Below are 15,940 nucleotides of genomic sequence, written 5' to 3' on the forward strand. Positions count from 1 at the left end.
GGCGGATCCATGCGTTCGTGCGCGCCCTCTTGAGAAGGCATCGCGCCCTCTTGAAACGGCATGAAGAGGGCGGACCGGGACCGCTCAGCCCTCGGAACCACTCTCCGCCGACGCAGCAGTCGACGTGGCCGTCGACTTCGCCGCGGCCTTCTTCGCCGCCGTCGTCGTCTTCTTCGCCGCGGTCTTCTTGGCCGTCGTGGTCTTCTTGGCGGCCGTCTTCTTCGCGGTGGTGGTCTTCTTGGCGGCGGTCTTCTTGGCCGGGGCCTTCTTCGCCGCCTTCTTGGCCGTCTTCTTGGCGGGGCCCTTCGCGCGCTTCTCGGCGAGCAGTTCGTAGCCGCGCTCGGGCGTGATCTCCTCGACGCTGTCGGCGGACCTCAGCGTCGCGTTGGTCTCGCCGTCGGTCACGTACGGGCCGAAGCGGCCGTCCTTGACCACGACCGGCTTTCCGCTGACCGGGTCCTCGCCGAGTTCCTTCAGCGGCGGCTTCGCGGCGGCGCGGCCGCGCTGCTTGGGCTGGGCGTAGATGGCGAGCGCCTCGTCCAGGGTGATGCCGAAGAGCTGGTCCTCGGTCTCCAGGGAGCGCGAGTCCGTGCCCTTCTTCAGGTACGGGCCGTAGCGGCCGTTCTGCGCGGTGATCTCCACGCCCTCCGCGTCCTTGCCGACGACGCGCGGCAGCGACATGAGCCCCAGCGCGTCCTCCAAAGTCACGGTGTCCAGGCTCATCGACTTGAACAGCGAGGCGGTACGCGGCTTCACCGCGTTCTTGCCGGTCTTCGGGGTGCCCTCGGGCAGCACCTCGGTGACATAGGGGCCGTAGCGGCCGTCCTTGGCGACGATCTCGTGGCCGGTCGCCGGGTCGGTGCCGAGCGGGAAGTCGCCGCTGGGCTTGGCGAGGAGTTCCTCGGAGAGCTCGACGGTCAGCTCGTCGGGAGCCAGGTCCCCGGGGATGTCGGCGCGCTGGTGGCCCTCGGTGTCGCGTTCGCCGCGCTCGATGTAGGGGCCGTAGCGGCCCACTCGCAGCACGATGCCGCTGCCGACCGGGAAGGACGACACCTCACGGGCGTCGATCGCGCCGAGGTCGGTGACCAGTTCCTTCAGGCCGCCGAGGTGGTCGCCGTCGCCGTTGCCCGCCTCCGCGGCGGCGCCGGAACCCTCGCCCTCACCGAAGTAGAAGCGCTTGAGCCACGGCACGGACTGGGCCTCGCCGCGGGCGATCCGGTCGAGGTCGTCCTCCATGCGCGCGGTGAAGTCGTAGTCGACGAGCCGCCCGAAGTGCTTCTCCAGGAGGTTGACCACGGCGAAGGACAGGAAGGAGGGCACCAGCGCGGTGCCCTTCTTGAAGACATAGCCGCGGTCGAGGATGGTGCCGATGATCGAGGCGTACGTGGAGGGGCGGCCGATCTCCCGCTCCTCCAGCTCCTTGACCAGGCTGGCCTCGGTGTAGCGGGCGGGCGCCTTGGTGGCGTGCCCGTCGGCGGTGATCTCCTCGGCGGACAGCGCGTCGCCCTCGCCGACCTGCGGCAGACGGCGCTCGCGGTCGTCGAGTTCGGCGTTGGGGTCGTCGGCGCCCTCCACGTAGGCCTTGAGGAAGCCGTGGAAGGTGATCGTCTTGCCGGAGGCGGTGAACTCGGCGTCCCGGCCGTCGGAGGCGGTGCCCGCGATGCGGACGGTGACGCTGTTGCCGGTCGCATCCTTCATCTGCGAGGCGACGGTGCGCTTCCAGATCAGCTCGTACAGCTTGAACTGGTCGCCGGTCAGACCGGTCTCGGCCGGGGTGCGGAAACGATCACCCGAGGGGCGGATCGCCTCGTGCGCCTCCTGCGCGTTCTTCACCTTGCCCGCGTACGTACGCGGCTGCTGCGGCAGGTAGTCGGCGCCGTAGAGCTGGGTGACCTGCGCGCGGGCGGCGGCCACCGCGGTCTCCGAGAGCGTCGTGGAGTCCGTACGCATGTAGGTGATGAAGCCGTTCTCGTACAGCTTCTGCGCGACCTGCATGGTGGCCTTCGCACCGAAGCCGAGCTTGCGGCTGGCCTCCTGCTGGAGGGTGGTGGTGCGGAACGGCGCGTACGGGGAGCGGCGGTAGGGCTTGGACTCGACGGAGCGGACCGCGAAGTCGGTCTGCTCCAGGGCGGCGGCCAGGGCGCGGGCACCGGCCTCGTCCAGGTGCAGGGTGTCGCTCTTGAGCTTGCCGAGCGAGTCGAAGTCGCGGCCCTGCGCGACACGCTTGCCGTCGACCGAGGCCAGGCGGGCCACCAGGGTCGCGGGGTCGGACTTGTCGCCGGTGCGGCCGGTCGCGAAGGTGCCGGTGAGGTCCCAGTACTCGGCAGAGCGGAAGGCGATGCGCTCGCGTTCCCGCTCGACGACGAGCCGGGTCGCCACCGACTGCACGCGGCCCGCCGACAGCCGCGGCATGACCTTCTTCCACAGCACCGGCGAGACCTCGTAACCGTAGAGACGGTCGAGGATGCGGCGGGTCTCCTGGGCGTCGACCAGCTTCTGGTTCAGTTCGCGCGGGTTGGCGACGGCCGCCCGGATCGCGTCCTTGGTGATCTCGTGGAAGACCATCCGGTGTACGGGGATCTTCGGCTTGAGGACTTCCCGCAGGTGCCAGGCGATGGCCTCGCCCTCACGGTCCTCATCGGTGGCCAGGAAGAGTTCGTCGGAGTCGCGCAGCAGGTCCTTGAGTTTCTTGACCTGTGCCTTCTTGTCCGAGTTCACGACGTAGATCGGCTGGAAATCGTGCTCCACGTCCACGCCCAGGCGGCGCACCTCGCCGGTGTACTTCTCCGGCACCTCGGCGGCGCCGTTGGGAAGGTCGCGGATGTGCCCGACGCTCGCCTCGACGACGTAGCCGGGGCCGAGATAGCCCTTGATCGTCTTCGCCTTGGCGGGCGACTCGACAATGACGAGTCGGCGGCCGCCCTGCGCGGCCTCGCTGGTCGGGGACAACTTCGCTCTTCTCTCCGTCGGCGCTGTGGCGCCCCGCTCGACCCTTGGGCCCGGGGCGGAATTGGTGCGACGCTGCGGAGTGTGACGGTACAGCCCGCCCCCGTGTCAAACGGGAAAAGCCCGCAACGGCCACTCGAACGGTAACCCGACTACCGTCGTTCCTGCCGCACGGACCGGCCACCTGCCCCCGCCCCGCCCCCTCGATCCCCCGTCCCACCTGCTGCCGCGCCCCGCGCGTGTGCAGCTGCGGATCACGGCGGGGGCGCGGGAAGCGGTACGGGTCACAGGGGCGGAAGGCGAGGGGCGGCGCCGGGCCGGATGCGACCGGGTTCACATCCGGGGCCGCTCCCGGGCCGCGCGCCGGCCGCCTCCTCAGCCCGAGGCGGGCTCCAGGAAGCCCTGCTCGACCAACAGCCGGATCTGCGCGGGCGTGCGGTCGCGCAGCAACACCGGGTCCTCGCCCATGAGTTGGGCGATCGCGTCCAGGATGCGCCCGGCGCTGAGCGTGCCGTCGCAGACCCCGGCGAAACCGGCGCCGACGGTGTCCACCTTGGTGGCCCTGCGCATCCCGCGGTGCTGGCGCAGCACCACGTGCTCCGGGTCCTCGGCCCCCGGCAGCCCCACCTGCTCCTGCACCACTTCGGCCGCCAGCTCGAAGTGGGCCTCCAGGAGCGCCGCGTCGTCATGTGCGCGCAGATAGTCCTGGCGCATGAAGTGGGCGTGCACGGTGTCGCCGAGCGGCTGCTCCACCGGGTGCGGCCAGTCCTCGACGGTCACCGAGGGCTCGGCCGTGCCGTTGCGGCGCAGCGTGATCCAGCCGAATCCGACCGCCTTGGTGCGGCGCGCCTCGAACTCCTCCAGCCAGGCGTCGTACCGCTGGGCGTACGCCGCCGGGTCCGCGAGGTGGTCACCCGCGTCGCGCAGCCACAGCTCCACGTACTGCGTGATGTCCTGCACCTCGCGCTGCACGATCCACGCGTCGCACCCGGCCGGTACCCAGGAGCGGACCCGCTCCGTCCAGTCCTCGCCCTCGACGTGCTGCCAGTTGGCCAGAAACTGTGCATACCCCCTCTCGTTCAGCCGTGCCCCCGCCTGCTGAACGAGCGTGCGGCACAGATCGTCCCCGCTCATCCCGCCGTCCCGGTAGGTGAGCCGGGCGCCGGGCGAGATCACGAACGGCGGATTCGACACGATGAGGTCGTACGTACGGTTCGCGACCGGCTCGAACAGCGAGCCCTCGAGGAGTTCCGCCTCGGGCGCCCCGGACAGCGCGAGCGTCAGCCGGGTGATCTCCAGGGCCCGCGGGTTGAGGTCGGTCGCGGTGAGGCGGGTCGCGTGCTGCGCGGCGTGCAGGGCCTGGATGCCGGAGCCGGTACCGAGGTCCAGGGCCGAGTCGAGGGGGGTGCGCACGGTGATCCCGGCGAGCGTGGTCGAGGCGCCGCCGACGCCGAGGACCACGCCTTCCGCGCCACTGCCGATGCCGCCCGCGCCGCCCACCGCGCAGCCCAGGTCGGAGACGATGTACCAGTCCTCGCCGCCCGGACCGCCGTACGGACGCACGTCCACCGCGGCCGCGACCTCGCCGGAGCCGGTGGCCACCAGCCAGCCGCCCTCCAGGCAGGCGTCCAGGGGCAGCACCTCGGCCACCCGCCCGCGCGGGGCGGGCTGCTGGAGCAGGAACAGCCGGACCAGGGTCTCCAGGGCCGAGTCGCCGCGGGTGACCCGCAGCGCGGGAACCGTCTCGCTGCGGGCGAGCGCCGCGTAGGCCGGGGCACCGAGCAGGTCGAGCAGACCGTCGGCGGTGAATTCGGCGGCGAGCAGCGCCTCACGGAGCCGGACCGCGATGTCGCCGCGGTCGCCGTTGGGCAGGTTCAGGGACAGGGATGCCGAGCGGGAGGTACTCACACGCCCCATTACATCGCAGCATCCGCACACCGCGGCATCTTGAGCCGACGCCGGACCGCCGCCCCGGGCGCCGCGTTGTCGCGCGGTGTCCGGGGCGGCGGCTGACGGCCGTTCACTTCGAGAAGGCGCGTCCTGACGGGCTGCGGGAGGACGCGGGGTCCGGCTGCCCGTGAGCAACCGGAGCCACGCGTGTCGGCCCGGCGTATCAGCCCTGGGCGGGGCGCCCGGCCCCTCAGCCCTCGGCGGGCGGCGGGGCGGAGGCGTTCTTGCAGCTCTCCTGCTTGGCCATGGCCTCGCCGACCTCGCCCTCCTCCAGCTTCTGCAGGGCGTTGCTGCCGCTCTTGCTGAGCCGGTCGAGCTCGGTGGCGATGTCCTTCAGACCGTCGGCGAACTTGGACTGGTTCCCGGTGTCGAGCTTGTCCACGCGCTGCTTGAGGCCCGCGTAGGAGGCGGAGATGTCGTTGAGTTCCTTCACGGCGTTCGTGCGCTTGGTCTCGCCGTCGTCCACCGGGGGCGCGCCAGCCTTGTCGACGGCGGTACCGATCGCCTTGTACGCGTCGGACATGTCCTGGAAGGCCTTGGAGTCGGCCTTCTGCACGTCCTTCGGGTCGCTGGTGTCCGAAGTCTCCTTCTGGATCGCGGCGTTGGCGCTCTGGATCTTCTTCGCCTGCGGCTGTACGTCGTCACAGACGGACTTGGCCCAGGAGTTCAGCTTCTCGTTGTCGTCGTCGCCGCAGCCCGACAGCGCCAGTACGAGTACCGCACCGCCGGACAGTGCGGCAGCCAGCTTCTTGTTCACCGGTTTGGTCCCTTCCATGGCTCTCGGCCCCGGAACTTACACGCAGGGCGGGCCACATCGGCGCGGCGCGAGACCCGTATGGGTGTTATTGAAGCCATTTGCACCAAGAGAGAGAAGGCTCACGGGTCCCCCGGAAACCGGCGCGGACGGACAGCGCGTCAATTCACGCTGCCCGTCCGCACGTTGACTCCCGCTCCGTTCCGGGCGGCCCTGGCCGCCCCGCGAGCGCTACGTCACCGGTGCCGTACCCGCCGACTCCACGGGGCTGTCGGGCTCGTCCCCCTTCCCGCCCTCGCCGCCGTCGCCCATCGCGATGCCGCGGCGCTTGGACACGTACACCGCGCCCACGATGACGCCGAGCGACACCACCGCGATCAGCGCCCTGACCCAGGGGCTGGCGTCCTCGCCATAGCTGAACTTGACCACCGCGGGCGCGATCAGCAGCGCCACCAGGTTCATCACCTTCAGCAGAGGGTTGATCGCCGGGCCCGCGGTGTCCTTGAAGGGGTCGCCCACGGTGTCGCCGATGACCGTCGCCTCGTGCGCCTCGCTGCCCTTGCCGCCGTAATGCCCGTCCTCGACGAGCTTCTTGGCGTTGTCCCAGGCGCCACCGGAGTTGGCGAGGAAGACCGCCATCAGGGTGCCGGTGCCGATCGCCCCGGCGAGATACGCGCCGAGCGCGCCCACGCCCAGCGTGAAGCCGATCGCGATCGGCGCCATCACGGCGAGCAGCCCCGGTGTGGCCAGTTCGCGGAGCGCGTCCTTCGTGCAGATGTCGACGACTTTCCCGTACTCCGGGGTCTCGGTGTGGTTCATGATCCCCGGCTTCTCACGGAACTGCCGCCGCACCTCGTAGACCACCGCGCCCGCCGACCGCGAGACCGCGTTGATCGCGAGCCCCGAGAACAGGAACACCACCGCCGCCCCGGCGATCAGGCCCACCAGGTTGTTCGGCTGCGAGATGTCCATCAGCAGGTTCAGTGGCGCGTCCCTGCCGCTCACGCTCTCCCCGACGTCGTCGGCCGCGGTCACGATCGCGTCGCGGTACGAGCCGAACAGCGCCGAGGCGGCGAGCACCGCGGTGGCGATCGCGATGCCCTTGGTGATCGCCTTGGTCGTGTTGCCCACGGCGTCCAGGTCGGTGAGCACCTGCGCGCCCGCGCCCTGGACGTCACCGGACATCTCCGCGATGCCCTGCGCGTTGTCGGAGACCGGCCCGAAGGTGTCCATCGCCACGATCACACCGACCGTGGTGAGCAGCCCCGTACCGGCCAGGGCGACCGCGAACAGCGCCAGCATGATCGACGTTCCGCCGAGCAGGAACGCCCCGTAGACGCCGAGACCGATCAACACCGCGGTGTAGACGGCCGATTCGAGACCGATCGAGATACCGGCCAGGACGACGGTCGCGGGCCCGGTCAGCGAGGACTTGCCGATGTCGCGCACCGGCCGCCTGGTCGTCTCGGTGAAGTAGCCCGTCAACTGCTGGATGAGCGCGGCCATCACGATGCCGATCGCCACCGCGACCAGCGCCAGAATCCGCGGATCCCCGTCCTTGCCGCTGATGGCCGCGTCGGTGACCCCGTCCAAGTCGGCGTACGAGGACGGCAGATACGCGTAGACCGCGGCGGCCACCAGCACCAGGGAGATCACCGCGGAGATGAAGAAGCCGCGGTTGATGGCCGACATCCCGCTGCGGTCCGAGGCCCGGGGCGCCACGGCGAAGATGCCGATCATCGCCGTCAGGACCCCGATCGCGGGCACGATCAGCGGGAACGCCAGCCCCGCGTCGCCGAACGCGGCCTTGCCGAGGATGAGCGCGGCGACCAGCGTCACCGCGTACGACTCGAAGAGGTCGGCCGCCATCCCCGCGCAGTCGCCCACGTTGTCGCCGACGTTGTCCGCGATGGTGGCCGCGTTGCGCGGGTCGTCCTCGGGGATGCCCTGCTCGACCTTGCCGACCAGGTCCGCGCCGACGTCCGCGGCCTTGGTGAAGATGCCGCCGCCCACCCGCATGAACATGGCGATCAGCGCGGCGCCCAGGCCGAAACCCTCCAGCACCTTGGGCGCGTCGGACGCGTAGACGAGTACGACGCACGAGGCGCCGAACAGTCCGAGCCCGACGGTGAACATGCCGACCACACCGCCCGTACGAAAGGCGATCTTCATTGCCTTGTGCGAAACGGCGGTGAGATCTTTCGGCACCTCACCGGGACCGGGTGTCGCTTCTCTGGCCGCTGCCGCCACACGCACATTACTGCGCACCGCGAGCCACATGCCGATATAGCCGGTGGCGGCCGAGAACGCCGCCCCGATCAGGAAGAACAACGACCGCCCGGCACGCTCTTTCAAGTCGTCCGCGGGCAGCAGCAGGAGCAGGAAGAAGACCACCACCGCGAATACCGCGAGAGTTCTCAACTGCCTGGCCAGATAGGCATTCGCGCCTTCCTGGATCGCGGTCGCGATCTTCTTCATGCCGTCGGTACCCTCGCCTGCCGCAAGGACCTGGCGGACCAGCACCGCGGCGACCACCAGGGCCGCGAGCGCGACGGCAGCGATGAGCATCACGATGAGCCGGTTGTCGTCGGTCAGTTCCGCGGCTGCGAGGGTGGGGGAATGGTCGATCCGCTGAGGGAGGGAAAGCCCCGCCATTCGTCCTCCTTGACGCTTGGGCTGAGCTCACGATGTGGACGGAGATTCTAGGGATCCAGCCCTGATCAATACAGAGCACGGCAAAAGGAATTACTGCCCGCCGACGCCACGGAAATTGATCACCACATCCGGATCAGCCCGAAAGTGCTAATGCCCTTGAAGCATTGACCCACAAGCCCCGACCGCCACTCCCACCGGCATTCCACAATTACGAGCGGGCCGCCCGGGGAGAATTTCGCTGTTCGGGGGCGGTACGTGGGCGGGCACCGCGGGAGCCACAAGGCACCGGCCCTCGGCGCACGTCCGCCGAACAGTCCAGTCCCGCGACCGCGGTGCTGAGGGTTCTGGCTCGGACCGGCCCGTGGGAGTGGCCCCACGACACGGGCCAAGGGTGTGGCGCAGTGGCGGCGAGGCGGGACCGGGTGGCGAGGCGGGACCGGGTGGCGAGAAAACGCCGGGGAAGGAGCCGCTGAACAGCGAGCCCAGGGAGGACTCGGCAGGTCTGGGAGAGACTCGGCGGGGCCGGGAGAGGCTCAGAGCGGTCCGGGAGGGACTCAGCGAGCCCAAGAAGAGCTTCAAGGCGGGCTCGGCGAACCCGAAGCTGAAGCCGAATGAGCGAGTTCGCGCGCCCTAGCCCTGTACGGGCTGCGGCGTGGTCGGCCAGGTCATGCGGATGAGCCCGCCGGTCTCCGAGGCGGAGACCTCGACATCGTCGACGAGTCCGCTGATCACCGCGAGGCCCATCTCGTCCTCGCTCTCGGCGTCGTCCTCGGCCCCGGCGGCGGAGCCGACGCTGCCGGGCGACTCGTCGCCGACCTGGATGGAGAACTGCTTCTCGTCCTCGATGAGCTGCACCTGCACGGGTGCGGAGATGCTGCCCGCCTGGTGCAGACCGACGGCCCGGCTGCACGCCTCACCGACGGCGAGCCGTACTTCGTCGAGGACGGCCTCGTCCACCCCCGCACGGCGCGCCACCGCGGCCGCCACCAACCGGGCGGTCCGGACGTGCTCGGGCTGCGCGCTGAAGCGGAGCTCAACGGTGGCCATGCATCCCCCTCGGATGTACGGACGAACTGTCAGGGGGCCGGGCCCAAAGGCCCGGTCCCCCACCTGAATCGCTCCGGGCCGGGGCCCGGACCTCCAGGATCTCAGTCGGTTGCGGCGACCGCTTCCTCGACCGAGGTGTGAATCGGGAAGACCTTCGTCAGACCGGTGATCCGGAAGATCTTCAAAATGCGCTCCTGGTTGCACACCAGTCGCAGCGAGCCTTCGTGTGCACGCACACGCTTCAGTCCGCCCACAAGCACGCCGAGACCGGTGGAGTCGAGGAAGTCCACGCCCTCCATGTCGACGACGAGATGAAAACTCCCGTCGTTGACCAGCTCGACCAGCTGCTCACGCAGCTTGGGCGCGGTGTAAACATCGATCTCGCCACCAACCTCGACGACCGTGCGATCGCCGACGGTACGGGTCGACAGGGACAGGTCCACGAATCCTCCAGCACCTTGCTCTCGAGCGGTCGCCCTAGGGACACCTCGGCATGACCCCCCAAGACGGATCGCCAGCCGCGATGGCATTCAATCACTTACCGGCGGGCGTGCACGACGCCTTCTGACCATTGTCCGGCACGTCGGTGACACACTCGGTCCCGATGGCCGAGAATCATCGCGCCCGGACAGGCCGGGCCGACACTCCGAAACGGCTCGCCCCGAAGGCAGTACTGGACAGCCTTGCCCCGGGCCCGAGCCGGGCTTCGCGCATCACCCATACGGAGCACCTGCCCCCGCGTGCGGGTCGCCATGCCATCTGGCCGGACCGGATCCGGCCAGAGATCGTGGCGGCGGTCCAGAAGGCCGGTATCGAACATCCGTGGGCCCATCAGGCCGAGGCGGCGGAGCACGCGCTGGACGGCGCCTCGGTGGTCGTGGCCACCGGCACCGCCTCCGGCAAGTCGCTCGCCTACCTCGTACCGGTGCTCAGTACGCTCCTCGACGGCTCCGAAGCGCCCAACGGCCGTGGCACCACCGCCCTGTACCTGGCGCCCACCAAGGCCCTGGCAGCCGACCAGTGCCGGGCCGTGAAGGAACTCGCCGGGCCGCTGGGCCGCTCGGTGCGCCCCGCCGTGTACGACGGCGACACCCCCATCGAGGAACGCGAGTGGGTGCGCCAGTACGCGAACTACGTCCTCACCAACCCGGACATGCTCCACCGCGGGATCCTGCCCTCGCACCCCCGCTGGTCCTCCTTCCTGCGCGCGCTGCGCTATGTCGTCATCGACGAATGTCACACCTACCGCGGCGTGTTCGGCTCCCACGTCGCCCAAGTCCTGCGCCGCCTGCGCCGATTGTGCGCCCGCTACGGCTCCGAACCCGTCTTCCTGCTCGCCTCCGCCACCGCCGCCGAGCCCGCCACGGCCGCGGGCCGCCTCACCGGTGTTCCGGTGCGCGAGGTCGCCGACGACGCCTCGCCGCGCGGCGAACTCGTCTTCGCCCTGTGGGAACCCCCGCTCACCGAACTGCGCGGCGAGAAGGGCGCACCCGTGCGCCGCACCGCCACCGCCGAGACCGCGGACCTGCTCACCGACCTCACCGTGCAGGGCGTCCGTACGGTCGCCTTCGTACGGTCCCGGCGCGGCGCCGAGTTGATCTCGGTCATCGCCCAGGAACGCCTCGCCGAGGTGGACCGCACGCTGCCCCGGCGCGTGGCGGCCTACCGCGGCGGCTACCTCCCCGAGGAACGGCGCGCCCTCGAAAAGGCCCTGCACTCGGGCGAGTTGCTCGGTCTCGCCGCCACCACCGCCCTCGAACTCGGCGTCGATGTCAGCGGACTCGACGCCGTCCTCATCGCCGGATATCCGGGCACCCGCGCCTCGCTCTGGCAGCAGGCCGGACGCGCCGGGCGCTCGGGACAGGGCGCCCTCGCCGTTCTGGTGGCCCGCGACGACCCGCTGGACACCTATCTCGTGCACCACCCCGAAGCCCTGTTCCAGCGGCCCGTGGAGTCCACGGTGCTCGACCCGGACAACCCCTACGTCCTCGCCCCCCACCTGTGCGCCGCGGCCGCCGAACTCCCGCTGACCGAGGAGGACTTGGAACTCTTCGGCCCGACGGCCCCCGGTCTGCTGCCCCAGCTGGAGTCCGCCCAACTGCTGCGACGCCGCACCAAGTCCTGGCACTGGACCCGCCGCGAACGCGCCGCCGACCTCACCGACATACGTGGCGAGGGCGGCAGGCCCGTCCAGGTGGTCGAGGAGGGCACCGGCCGCCTGCTCGGCACCGTGGACGCCTCGGCCGCCCACGGCACGGTGCACGAGGGCGCCGTCCATCTGCACCAGGGCCGTACCTACCTGGTGCGGAACCTGGATCTGGAGGACTCGGTCGCCCTCGTCGAGGAGGCCAGCCCGCCGTACTCCACGGTCGCCCGCGACACGACGTCCATCGCCGTACTGGAGACCGAGACCGAGGTTCCCTGGGGCGAGGCCCGGCTGTGCTTCGGCTCGGTCGAGGTGACCAACCAGGTCGTCTCCTTCCTACGTCGCCGCCTGCTCACCGGCGAGGTGCTCGGCGAGACCAAACTCGATCTGCCACCCCGCACCCTGCGTACCCGCGCCGTCTGGTGGACCGTCACCGAGGACCAGGTCGACGCGGCCCGGGTCCCTCCCGAGCTCCTCGGCGGCGCCCTGCACGCCGCCGAACACGCCTCGATCGGCATGCTCCCGATCTTCGCCACCTGCGACCGCTGGGACATCGGCGGCGTCTCGGTACCCCTGCACCCCGACACCCTGCTCCCCACGGTCTTCGTGTACGACGGCCACCCCGGCGGCGCCGGCTTCGCCGAGCGCGCCTTCCACACCGCCCAGGAGTGGCTCACCGCGACCCGGGAGGCCATCACCTCCTGCGAATGCGAAGCGGGCTGCCCGTCGTGCATCCAGTCGCCCAAGTGCGGCAACGGCAACGAACCACTGCACAAGGCGGGTGCGGTGCGGCTCCTGCGTGTGCTGCTCGCGGGGGCGGGGGGCTGAGGGCTGTTCCTCAGGGGCGGCTGAGGCGGTTCCTCAGGGGGCGTAAGGGATCTTCGTCTCTTCGTCAGGTCTCCTTCCGGTAGGTCTCCTTCCGGTGGGTGCCCTCCCGGTGGGTGCCTTCGGCAGGTGCCCTACCGGGAGATGTGTATTCCTGTATGTGTCCTTTCGCCAGGGCGGTCTGGAGTTGATGGCGGGGAGTCGTGACCGGGCGCCGGGGAGAGGTCCGGCCCACCCGCAGGGCCCGCGCGGGCCCGGACCTCGGCGACGAACGGTCGCATCCCCGCCGCGACACTCACGTCCGAAACTTCCCCCGCGATCGCGCACCGGACGAGGCGTGCGCCTTGGGCTCCGGCCACCCTCGCCGCCCGCTCGCAGGCGGCCTTCCGCCCCTCCCCCGCGTGGTCGGCCGCGGCCAGCGCCGCCAAGTCGGCGGCCCCGGCGGCCCGGTGGCGGGACAGAACGGCCTGCCCCATCCACAGGAACGCACCGCACACGACACACAAGGAGGCGAGGGCAGCCACCACCCACACCGTCGCGGAGCCCAGGTCTCTGCACGGCCCTCGCGCCAACTGCTGCGCGTGGCAACGTCTTTCAGGCCCTGTGCCACACCCCGTTTCACGGCCTGCCTTGGCTCGGGGCCGAGCTCGTGAGCGGCACGAGCTCGAGCTCGGCGCCTGCGGCCGGTCGCGGTCTCTTTCCCCGGGCGATCGGTCATCGGTTGCCGGTGTGCGCGTCATGCGGCACCTCCTCTGCTGTTTGGGTGGCTTGAGCCGCTTGAGCCACCCGAGCCAGTTGAGCCGCCCGAGCCTCTTGAGCCCTTTGAACTGTCGACACTGCTTCCCTCGCTTCCTGTGCCGTCGCCCTCGGCCTCTTTGGCCCTGCCCTCCGTGCCGTCCTCTGTCCCGTCCGCTGTCCTGTCCTCAGCCCCTTCCTCAGCCCCTCCTGCGGGCTCCCGGCCCACGGTCTCCTCCGCCAGGGCCGCTGCCTCGTGCTCCAGGCCGACCGAGAGCGGCCCGGGGCCCGGCGAGTCGGCGACGACCCTGACCTTCACCAGACCTCCCTCCCGGCGGACTTCGACCCGGGCCCCTCCCGGCGCCGCCTTCTTCACTGCCGCGACCACGGCGTCCGGTGGCTCCTGACGGGCGGCTGCGCGGGCGCCCACCCGGGCCGCGTCCACGCACTGGATCTGTGCCGCCGCGGTGAGGAGCGCCCACATCAGGCCCATCGCGAACACCGCGAGGACCGGCAGCGCCACAGCGGCCTCCGCCGTAACGAAGCCCCGGTCCCTACGCCTGCCGCCTGCGCCGCCCCTGTCCCTGCCCGCGCCGTCGGCAACCGGCCCGGCGGAGCTGCCGCTGCCGCGGCTCTCACCCGCCACTGAGCGCCTTCTCGACGATGCCTTGAAGTGCCTCGCGCGTCTGGCCGCTGGTGATCACCTTGAACAGCAATCCGGCGAATCCGACCGCGGCGACGATCCCCATCGCGTACTCGGACGTGACCATCCCCGCGTCCCTGCCGAATGTGCGCATCCGCACGATGAGCGCCCGTGCCCGCGTCACCTGAACTGCCCGCACCATCTGAACTGCCTGAACCGCCTGAACTGCCTGTGTCATTCGAACCTCCTGGTCCTCGAAGAAGAACTCGCCGTAGAAACTCACTCGTTGTTCGATTGCCGCGTCGCGGCTCGGGTGCCGTGCCGTGATGCCGTCCCTCGGCCATCCCGGTGGCGGTCTCCGCCCCGCGCGCCGTCATATGCCCACGCCCGCTGTGCTGTTGCACCCGCTACAGCCGCCGGCTCATACGCCTCCCCCTCTCATCAGCCACCTCCTCTCATCAGCCCTCCCGCCAGACCGATCACGACGGGCAGTACGCCGATCGCGAGGAAGGCGGGGAGGAAACAGAGCCCCACGGGTGCGGTCACGAGGACGGCCGCGCGGCGGGCGCGCGCGGTCGCGGCTCTGCCCCACTCAGCCCGGGCTTCCCTCGCCAGACAGGCGACAGGTTCCGCAGCAGGCGCACCCGACTCCGACGCGCGCTCCAGCAGGCGGGCCAGCGGGGCCGCGCCGGGCAGGGCGGCCAGCCGCTGCCACGCCCGGTCCTGTCGGCCGCCCAGGCGCAACTCCGCCGCGCCGGAGACGAGTCGGGCGCCCACCGGGCCGTCCAAGGACATCCCGACCGCCCGCGCCGCCTCGACCGGGTCGGCTCCGGCGGCGATACAGGCCGCCAACAGGTCGGCGGCCAGGGGCAGTTCGCGCGCTGCCCGGGCGGTGTCGAAGTCCGGTACCGGCCGGGGTCTGCGCACCCATTTCCAGCACGCGTAGCCAGCCACCGGGGCCGCGAGCACCCCCCACGGGGCGCCGAGTACCGCACAGCAGGCACACACCGCGCCGCACACCGGAATCCAACGGCGTACGCGGTCCCGGATCCTGCTGTTCCGGGGCTCCTCCCGCTGCCGGTGACCCGGCACGGGGCCGACGCCCACCAGCCTTGTCAGGCGTCGAATTCCGCGCTTCCGGCTCCGTGCCGTCCGCGCTGTCTCCACCATCCACCACACTGCCGTCATTGCGCACAGGACCACTCCCAAGCTGTGGATAACTTGTCTGTTCAGTTCGTTCGGGTCGTTCAGTTCGTGCATCTCGTCGTTCACGTCGTTCGGTTGCCGCGGTTCGTTCGGTCGCTTCAGTTCGTTCGGGTCGCTTCAGTTCGTTCGGTTCGTCTCGGGTGGGCCACGTCGATCGGCTAGTTCGGTTCGGCCGGTGTGTTCACTGCTCTTCCGCCGCTCGTACGATCCGCAGCGCCCACCACAGGCCCGCGCACTCCAGGGCAAGGCCCACCGCGAGGCAGCCCAAGCCCGCGGGGGTGTGCAGGAGAATCCGCAGCGGGTGCCCGCCCAGTGCCGTACCGAGGGCGAGCCCCATCACCGGCAGCCCGGCGAGCAGTGCTGCCGTGGACCGCGCACCCGCCAACTGGGCCCGTAGATCGGCGTGTTGACCGCGTTCGGCGCGCAAGGCCTCCTCCAGCCGATGCACACCGGCGGCCAAACCGGCGCCCCGGTCCACGGCGACGTTCCAGCAAGCGGCGAGTCCCATCAGCCCTCCCGCGCCAGGTTCACGCGCCGCCGCGCGCAGGGCACCGGGCACGTCCCCACCGAACCGCGCCGCCGCGCACACCGCCGCCCGTGCCTCGCCGAGGCCGCCGGACTCGCGTGCCGCCACGAGCAGCGCCCCGGGGGGCTGCCGTCCGGCCCGCACCTCACCGGCGAAGAGCCCGCACAGGGCGATGACGGCATCCGCCCGCCGGTCACGCTCCCCGCGCGCGGCGGCCGCCCGGATCGCCCTGCGGACCACGGGCACGGCCAGTCCGCCGAGGGCCAGCGGCAGCAAAGACCGGCCGAGCAGCGCGACTCCCGCTGCGGCGGCGAGGCACCACCACTCGGGCCCCGCGCGTATCCGGACCCGCTTGGCCGCCAGACCGAGCGCGCGCCGCGCCGACCGTTCACCGTCGCCGCCGAGCAACTGCCGCAAACGGCGCACACCTTGGGCCGGATCGGTGACCAGCCAGGCCGCACCCCCCGTACAGAGAGCGCCGAGACAGACGGCGCCGCACGCTCTCCA

Annotated in this window: 12 protein-coding genes; 1 reads left to right on the plus strand and 11 read right to left on the minus strand. The window is 70.9% G+C overall.

Annotated elements, in window-relative coordinates; all coding sequences use genetic code 11:
* Positions 1 to 84: 84 nt before the first annotated feature.
* The 6 genes from topA to bldG all read right to left on the minus strand — a co-directional run bounded on the left by topA (position 85) and on the right by bldG (position 9,795).
* Positions 85 to 2,949, minus strand: a complete 2,865-nt coding sequence (gene topA, locus HUT18_RS14065; RefSeq protein ID WP_176100976.1) for a type I DNA topoisomerase — start codon at positions 2,947 to 2,949, stop codon at positions 85 to 87.
* 372 nt (positions 2,950 to 3,321) lie between these two features.
* Positions 3,322 to 4,863 (minus strand): methyltransferase, encoded by a 1,542-nt coding sequence (locus tag HUT18_RS14070; RefSeq protein ID WP_176100977.1) that lies wholly within the window; start codon positions 4,861 to 4,863, stop codon positions 3,322 to 3,324.
* Between the two features lie 223 nt (positions 4,864 to 5,086).
* Entirely contained in the window at positions 5,087 to 5,671 is a 585-nt protein-coding gene (locus tag HUT18_RS14075; protein WP_176100979.1) for a small secreted protein, read from the minus strand.
* A 210-nt stretch (positions 5,672 to 5,881) separates the two neighbouring features.
* The gene (locus tag HUT18_RS14080; RefSeq protein WP_254878592.1) at positions 5,882 to 8,305 is read right to left on the minus strand and encodes a sodium-translocating pyrophosphatase; all 2,424 of its coding nucleotides are present in this window, start codon (positions 8,303 to 8,305) and stop codon (positions 5,882 to 5,884) included.
* Between the two features lie 630 nt (positions 8,306 to 8,935).
* Positions 8,936 to 9,352, minus strand: a complete 417-nt coding sequence (locus HUT18_RS14085) for an ATP-binding protein (RefSeq protein WP_176100981.1) — start codon at positions 9,350 to 9,352, stop codon at positions 8,936 to 8,938.
* Between the two features lie 101 nt (positions 9,353 to 9,453).
* A complete protein-coding gene (gene bldG / locus HUT18_RS14090; protein ID WP_003975386.1) occupies positions 9,454 to 9,795 on the minus strand; it encodes an anti-sigma factor antagonist BldG in 342 nt (113 codons plus the stop codon).
* Positions 9,796 to 9,956: 161 nt separating this feature from the next.
* Between bldG and HUT18_RS14095 the strand changes: the two genes are divergently transcribed.
* Positions 9,957 to 12,326 carry a DEAD/DEAH box helicase gene (locus HUT18_RS14095; protein WP_176100983.1) on the plus strand — a complete coding sequence of 790 codons (2,370 nt, stop codon included), beginning with the start codon at positions 9,957 to 9,959 and terminating at the stop codon, positions 12,324 to 12,326.
* 131 nt (positions 12,327 to 12,457) lie between these two features.
* On the opposite strand, the gene HUT18_RS14100 is transcribed toward HUT18_RS14095, so the two are convergent.
* From HUT18_RS14100 to HUT18_RS14120, 5 genes are all read right to left on the minus strand, one after another.
* Positions 12,458 to 12,895 (minus strand): Rv3654c family TadE-like protein, encoded by a 438-nt coding sequence (locus HUT18_RS14100; RefSeq protein WP_254878593.1) that lies wholly within the window; start codon positions 12,893 to 12,895, stop codon positions 12,458 to 12,460.
* A 164-nt stretch (positions 12,896 to 13,059) separates the two neighbouring features.
* Positions 13,060 to 13,581 (minus strand): TadE family type IV pilus minor pilin, encoded by a 522-nt coding sequence (locus tag HUT18_RS34315; RefSeq protein ID WP_368661524.1) that lies wholly within the window; start codon positions 13,579 to 13,581, stop codon positions 13,060 to 13,062.
* Between the two features lie 112 nt (positions 13,582 to 13,693).
* On the minus strand, positions 13,694 to 13,855 hold the full coding sequence (locus tag HUT18_RS14110; protein ID WP_254879007.1) for a DUF4244 domain-containing protein: 162 nt from the start codon (positions 13,853 to 13,855) through the stop codon (positions 13,694 to 13,696).
* A gap of 287 nt (positions 13,856 to 14,142) precedes the next feature.
* Positions 14,143 to 14,655, minus strand: a complete 513-nt coding sequence (locus HUT18_RS34320) for a type II secretion system F family protein (protein ID WP_368661525.1) — start codon at positions 14,653 to 14,655, stop codon at positions 14,143 to 14,145.
* A 433-nt stretch (positions 14,656 to 15,088) separates the two neighbouring features.
* The gene (locus tag HUT18_RS14120; RefSeq protein ID WP_254879008.1) at positions 15,089 to 15,841 is read right to left on the minus strand and encodes a type II secretion system F family protein; all 753 of its coding nucleotides are present in this window, start codon (positions 15,839 to 15,841) and stop codon (positions 15,089 to 15,091) included.
* Positions 15,842 to 15,940: the final 99 nt, after the last annotated feature.

The organism is Streptomyces sp. NA04227 (assembly GCF_013364195.1).
In the GTDB taxonomy this organism is placed as follows: domain Bacteria; phylum Actinomycetota; class Actinomycetes; order Streptomycetales; family Streptomycetaceae; genus Streptomyces.

What these genes read in the sequence shown, in the direction of transcription:
- HUT18_RS14075 (WP_176100979.1), bottom strand. Translation starts at nt 5,671, where the DNA reads ATGGAAGGGACCAAACCGGTGAACAAGAAGCTGGCTGCCGCACTGTCC.
- HUT18_RS14110 (WP_254879007.1), bottom strand. Translation starts at nt 13,855, where the DNA reads ATGCGCACATTCGGCAGGGACGCGGGGATGGTCACGTCCGAGTACGCG.
- HUT18_RS14080 (WP_254878592.1), bottom strand. Translation starts at nt 8,305, where the DNA reads ATGGCGGGGCTTTCCCTCCCTCAGCGGATCGACCATTCCCCCACCCTC.
- HUT18_RS14095 (WP_176100983.1), top strand. Translation starts at nt 9,957, where the DNA reads ATGGCCGAGAATCATCGCGCCCGGACAGGCCGGGCCGACACTCCGAAA.
- HUT18_RS14085 (WP_176100981.1), bottom strand. Translation starts at nt 9,352, where the DNA reads ATGGCCACCGTTGAGCTCCGCTTCAGCGCGCAGCCCGAGCACGTCCGG.
- HUT18_RS14070 (WP_176100977.1), bottom strand. Translation starts at nt 4,863, where the DNA reads ATGGGGCGTGTGAGTACCTCCCGCTCGGCATCCCTGTCCCTGAACCTG.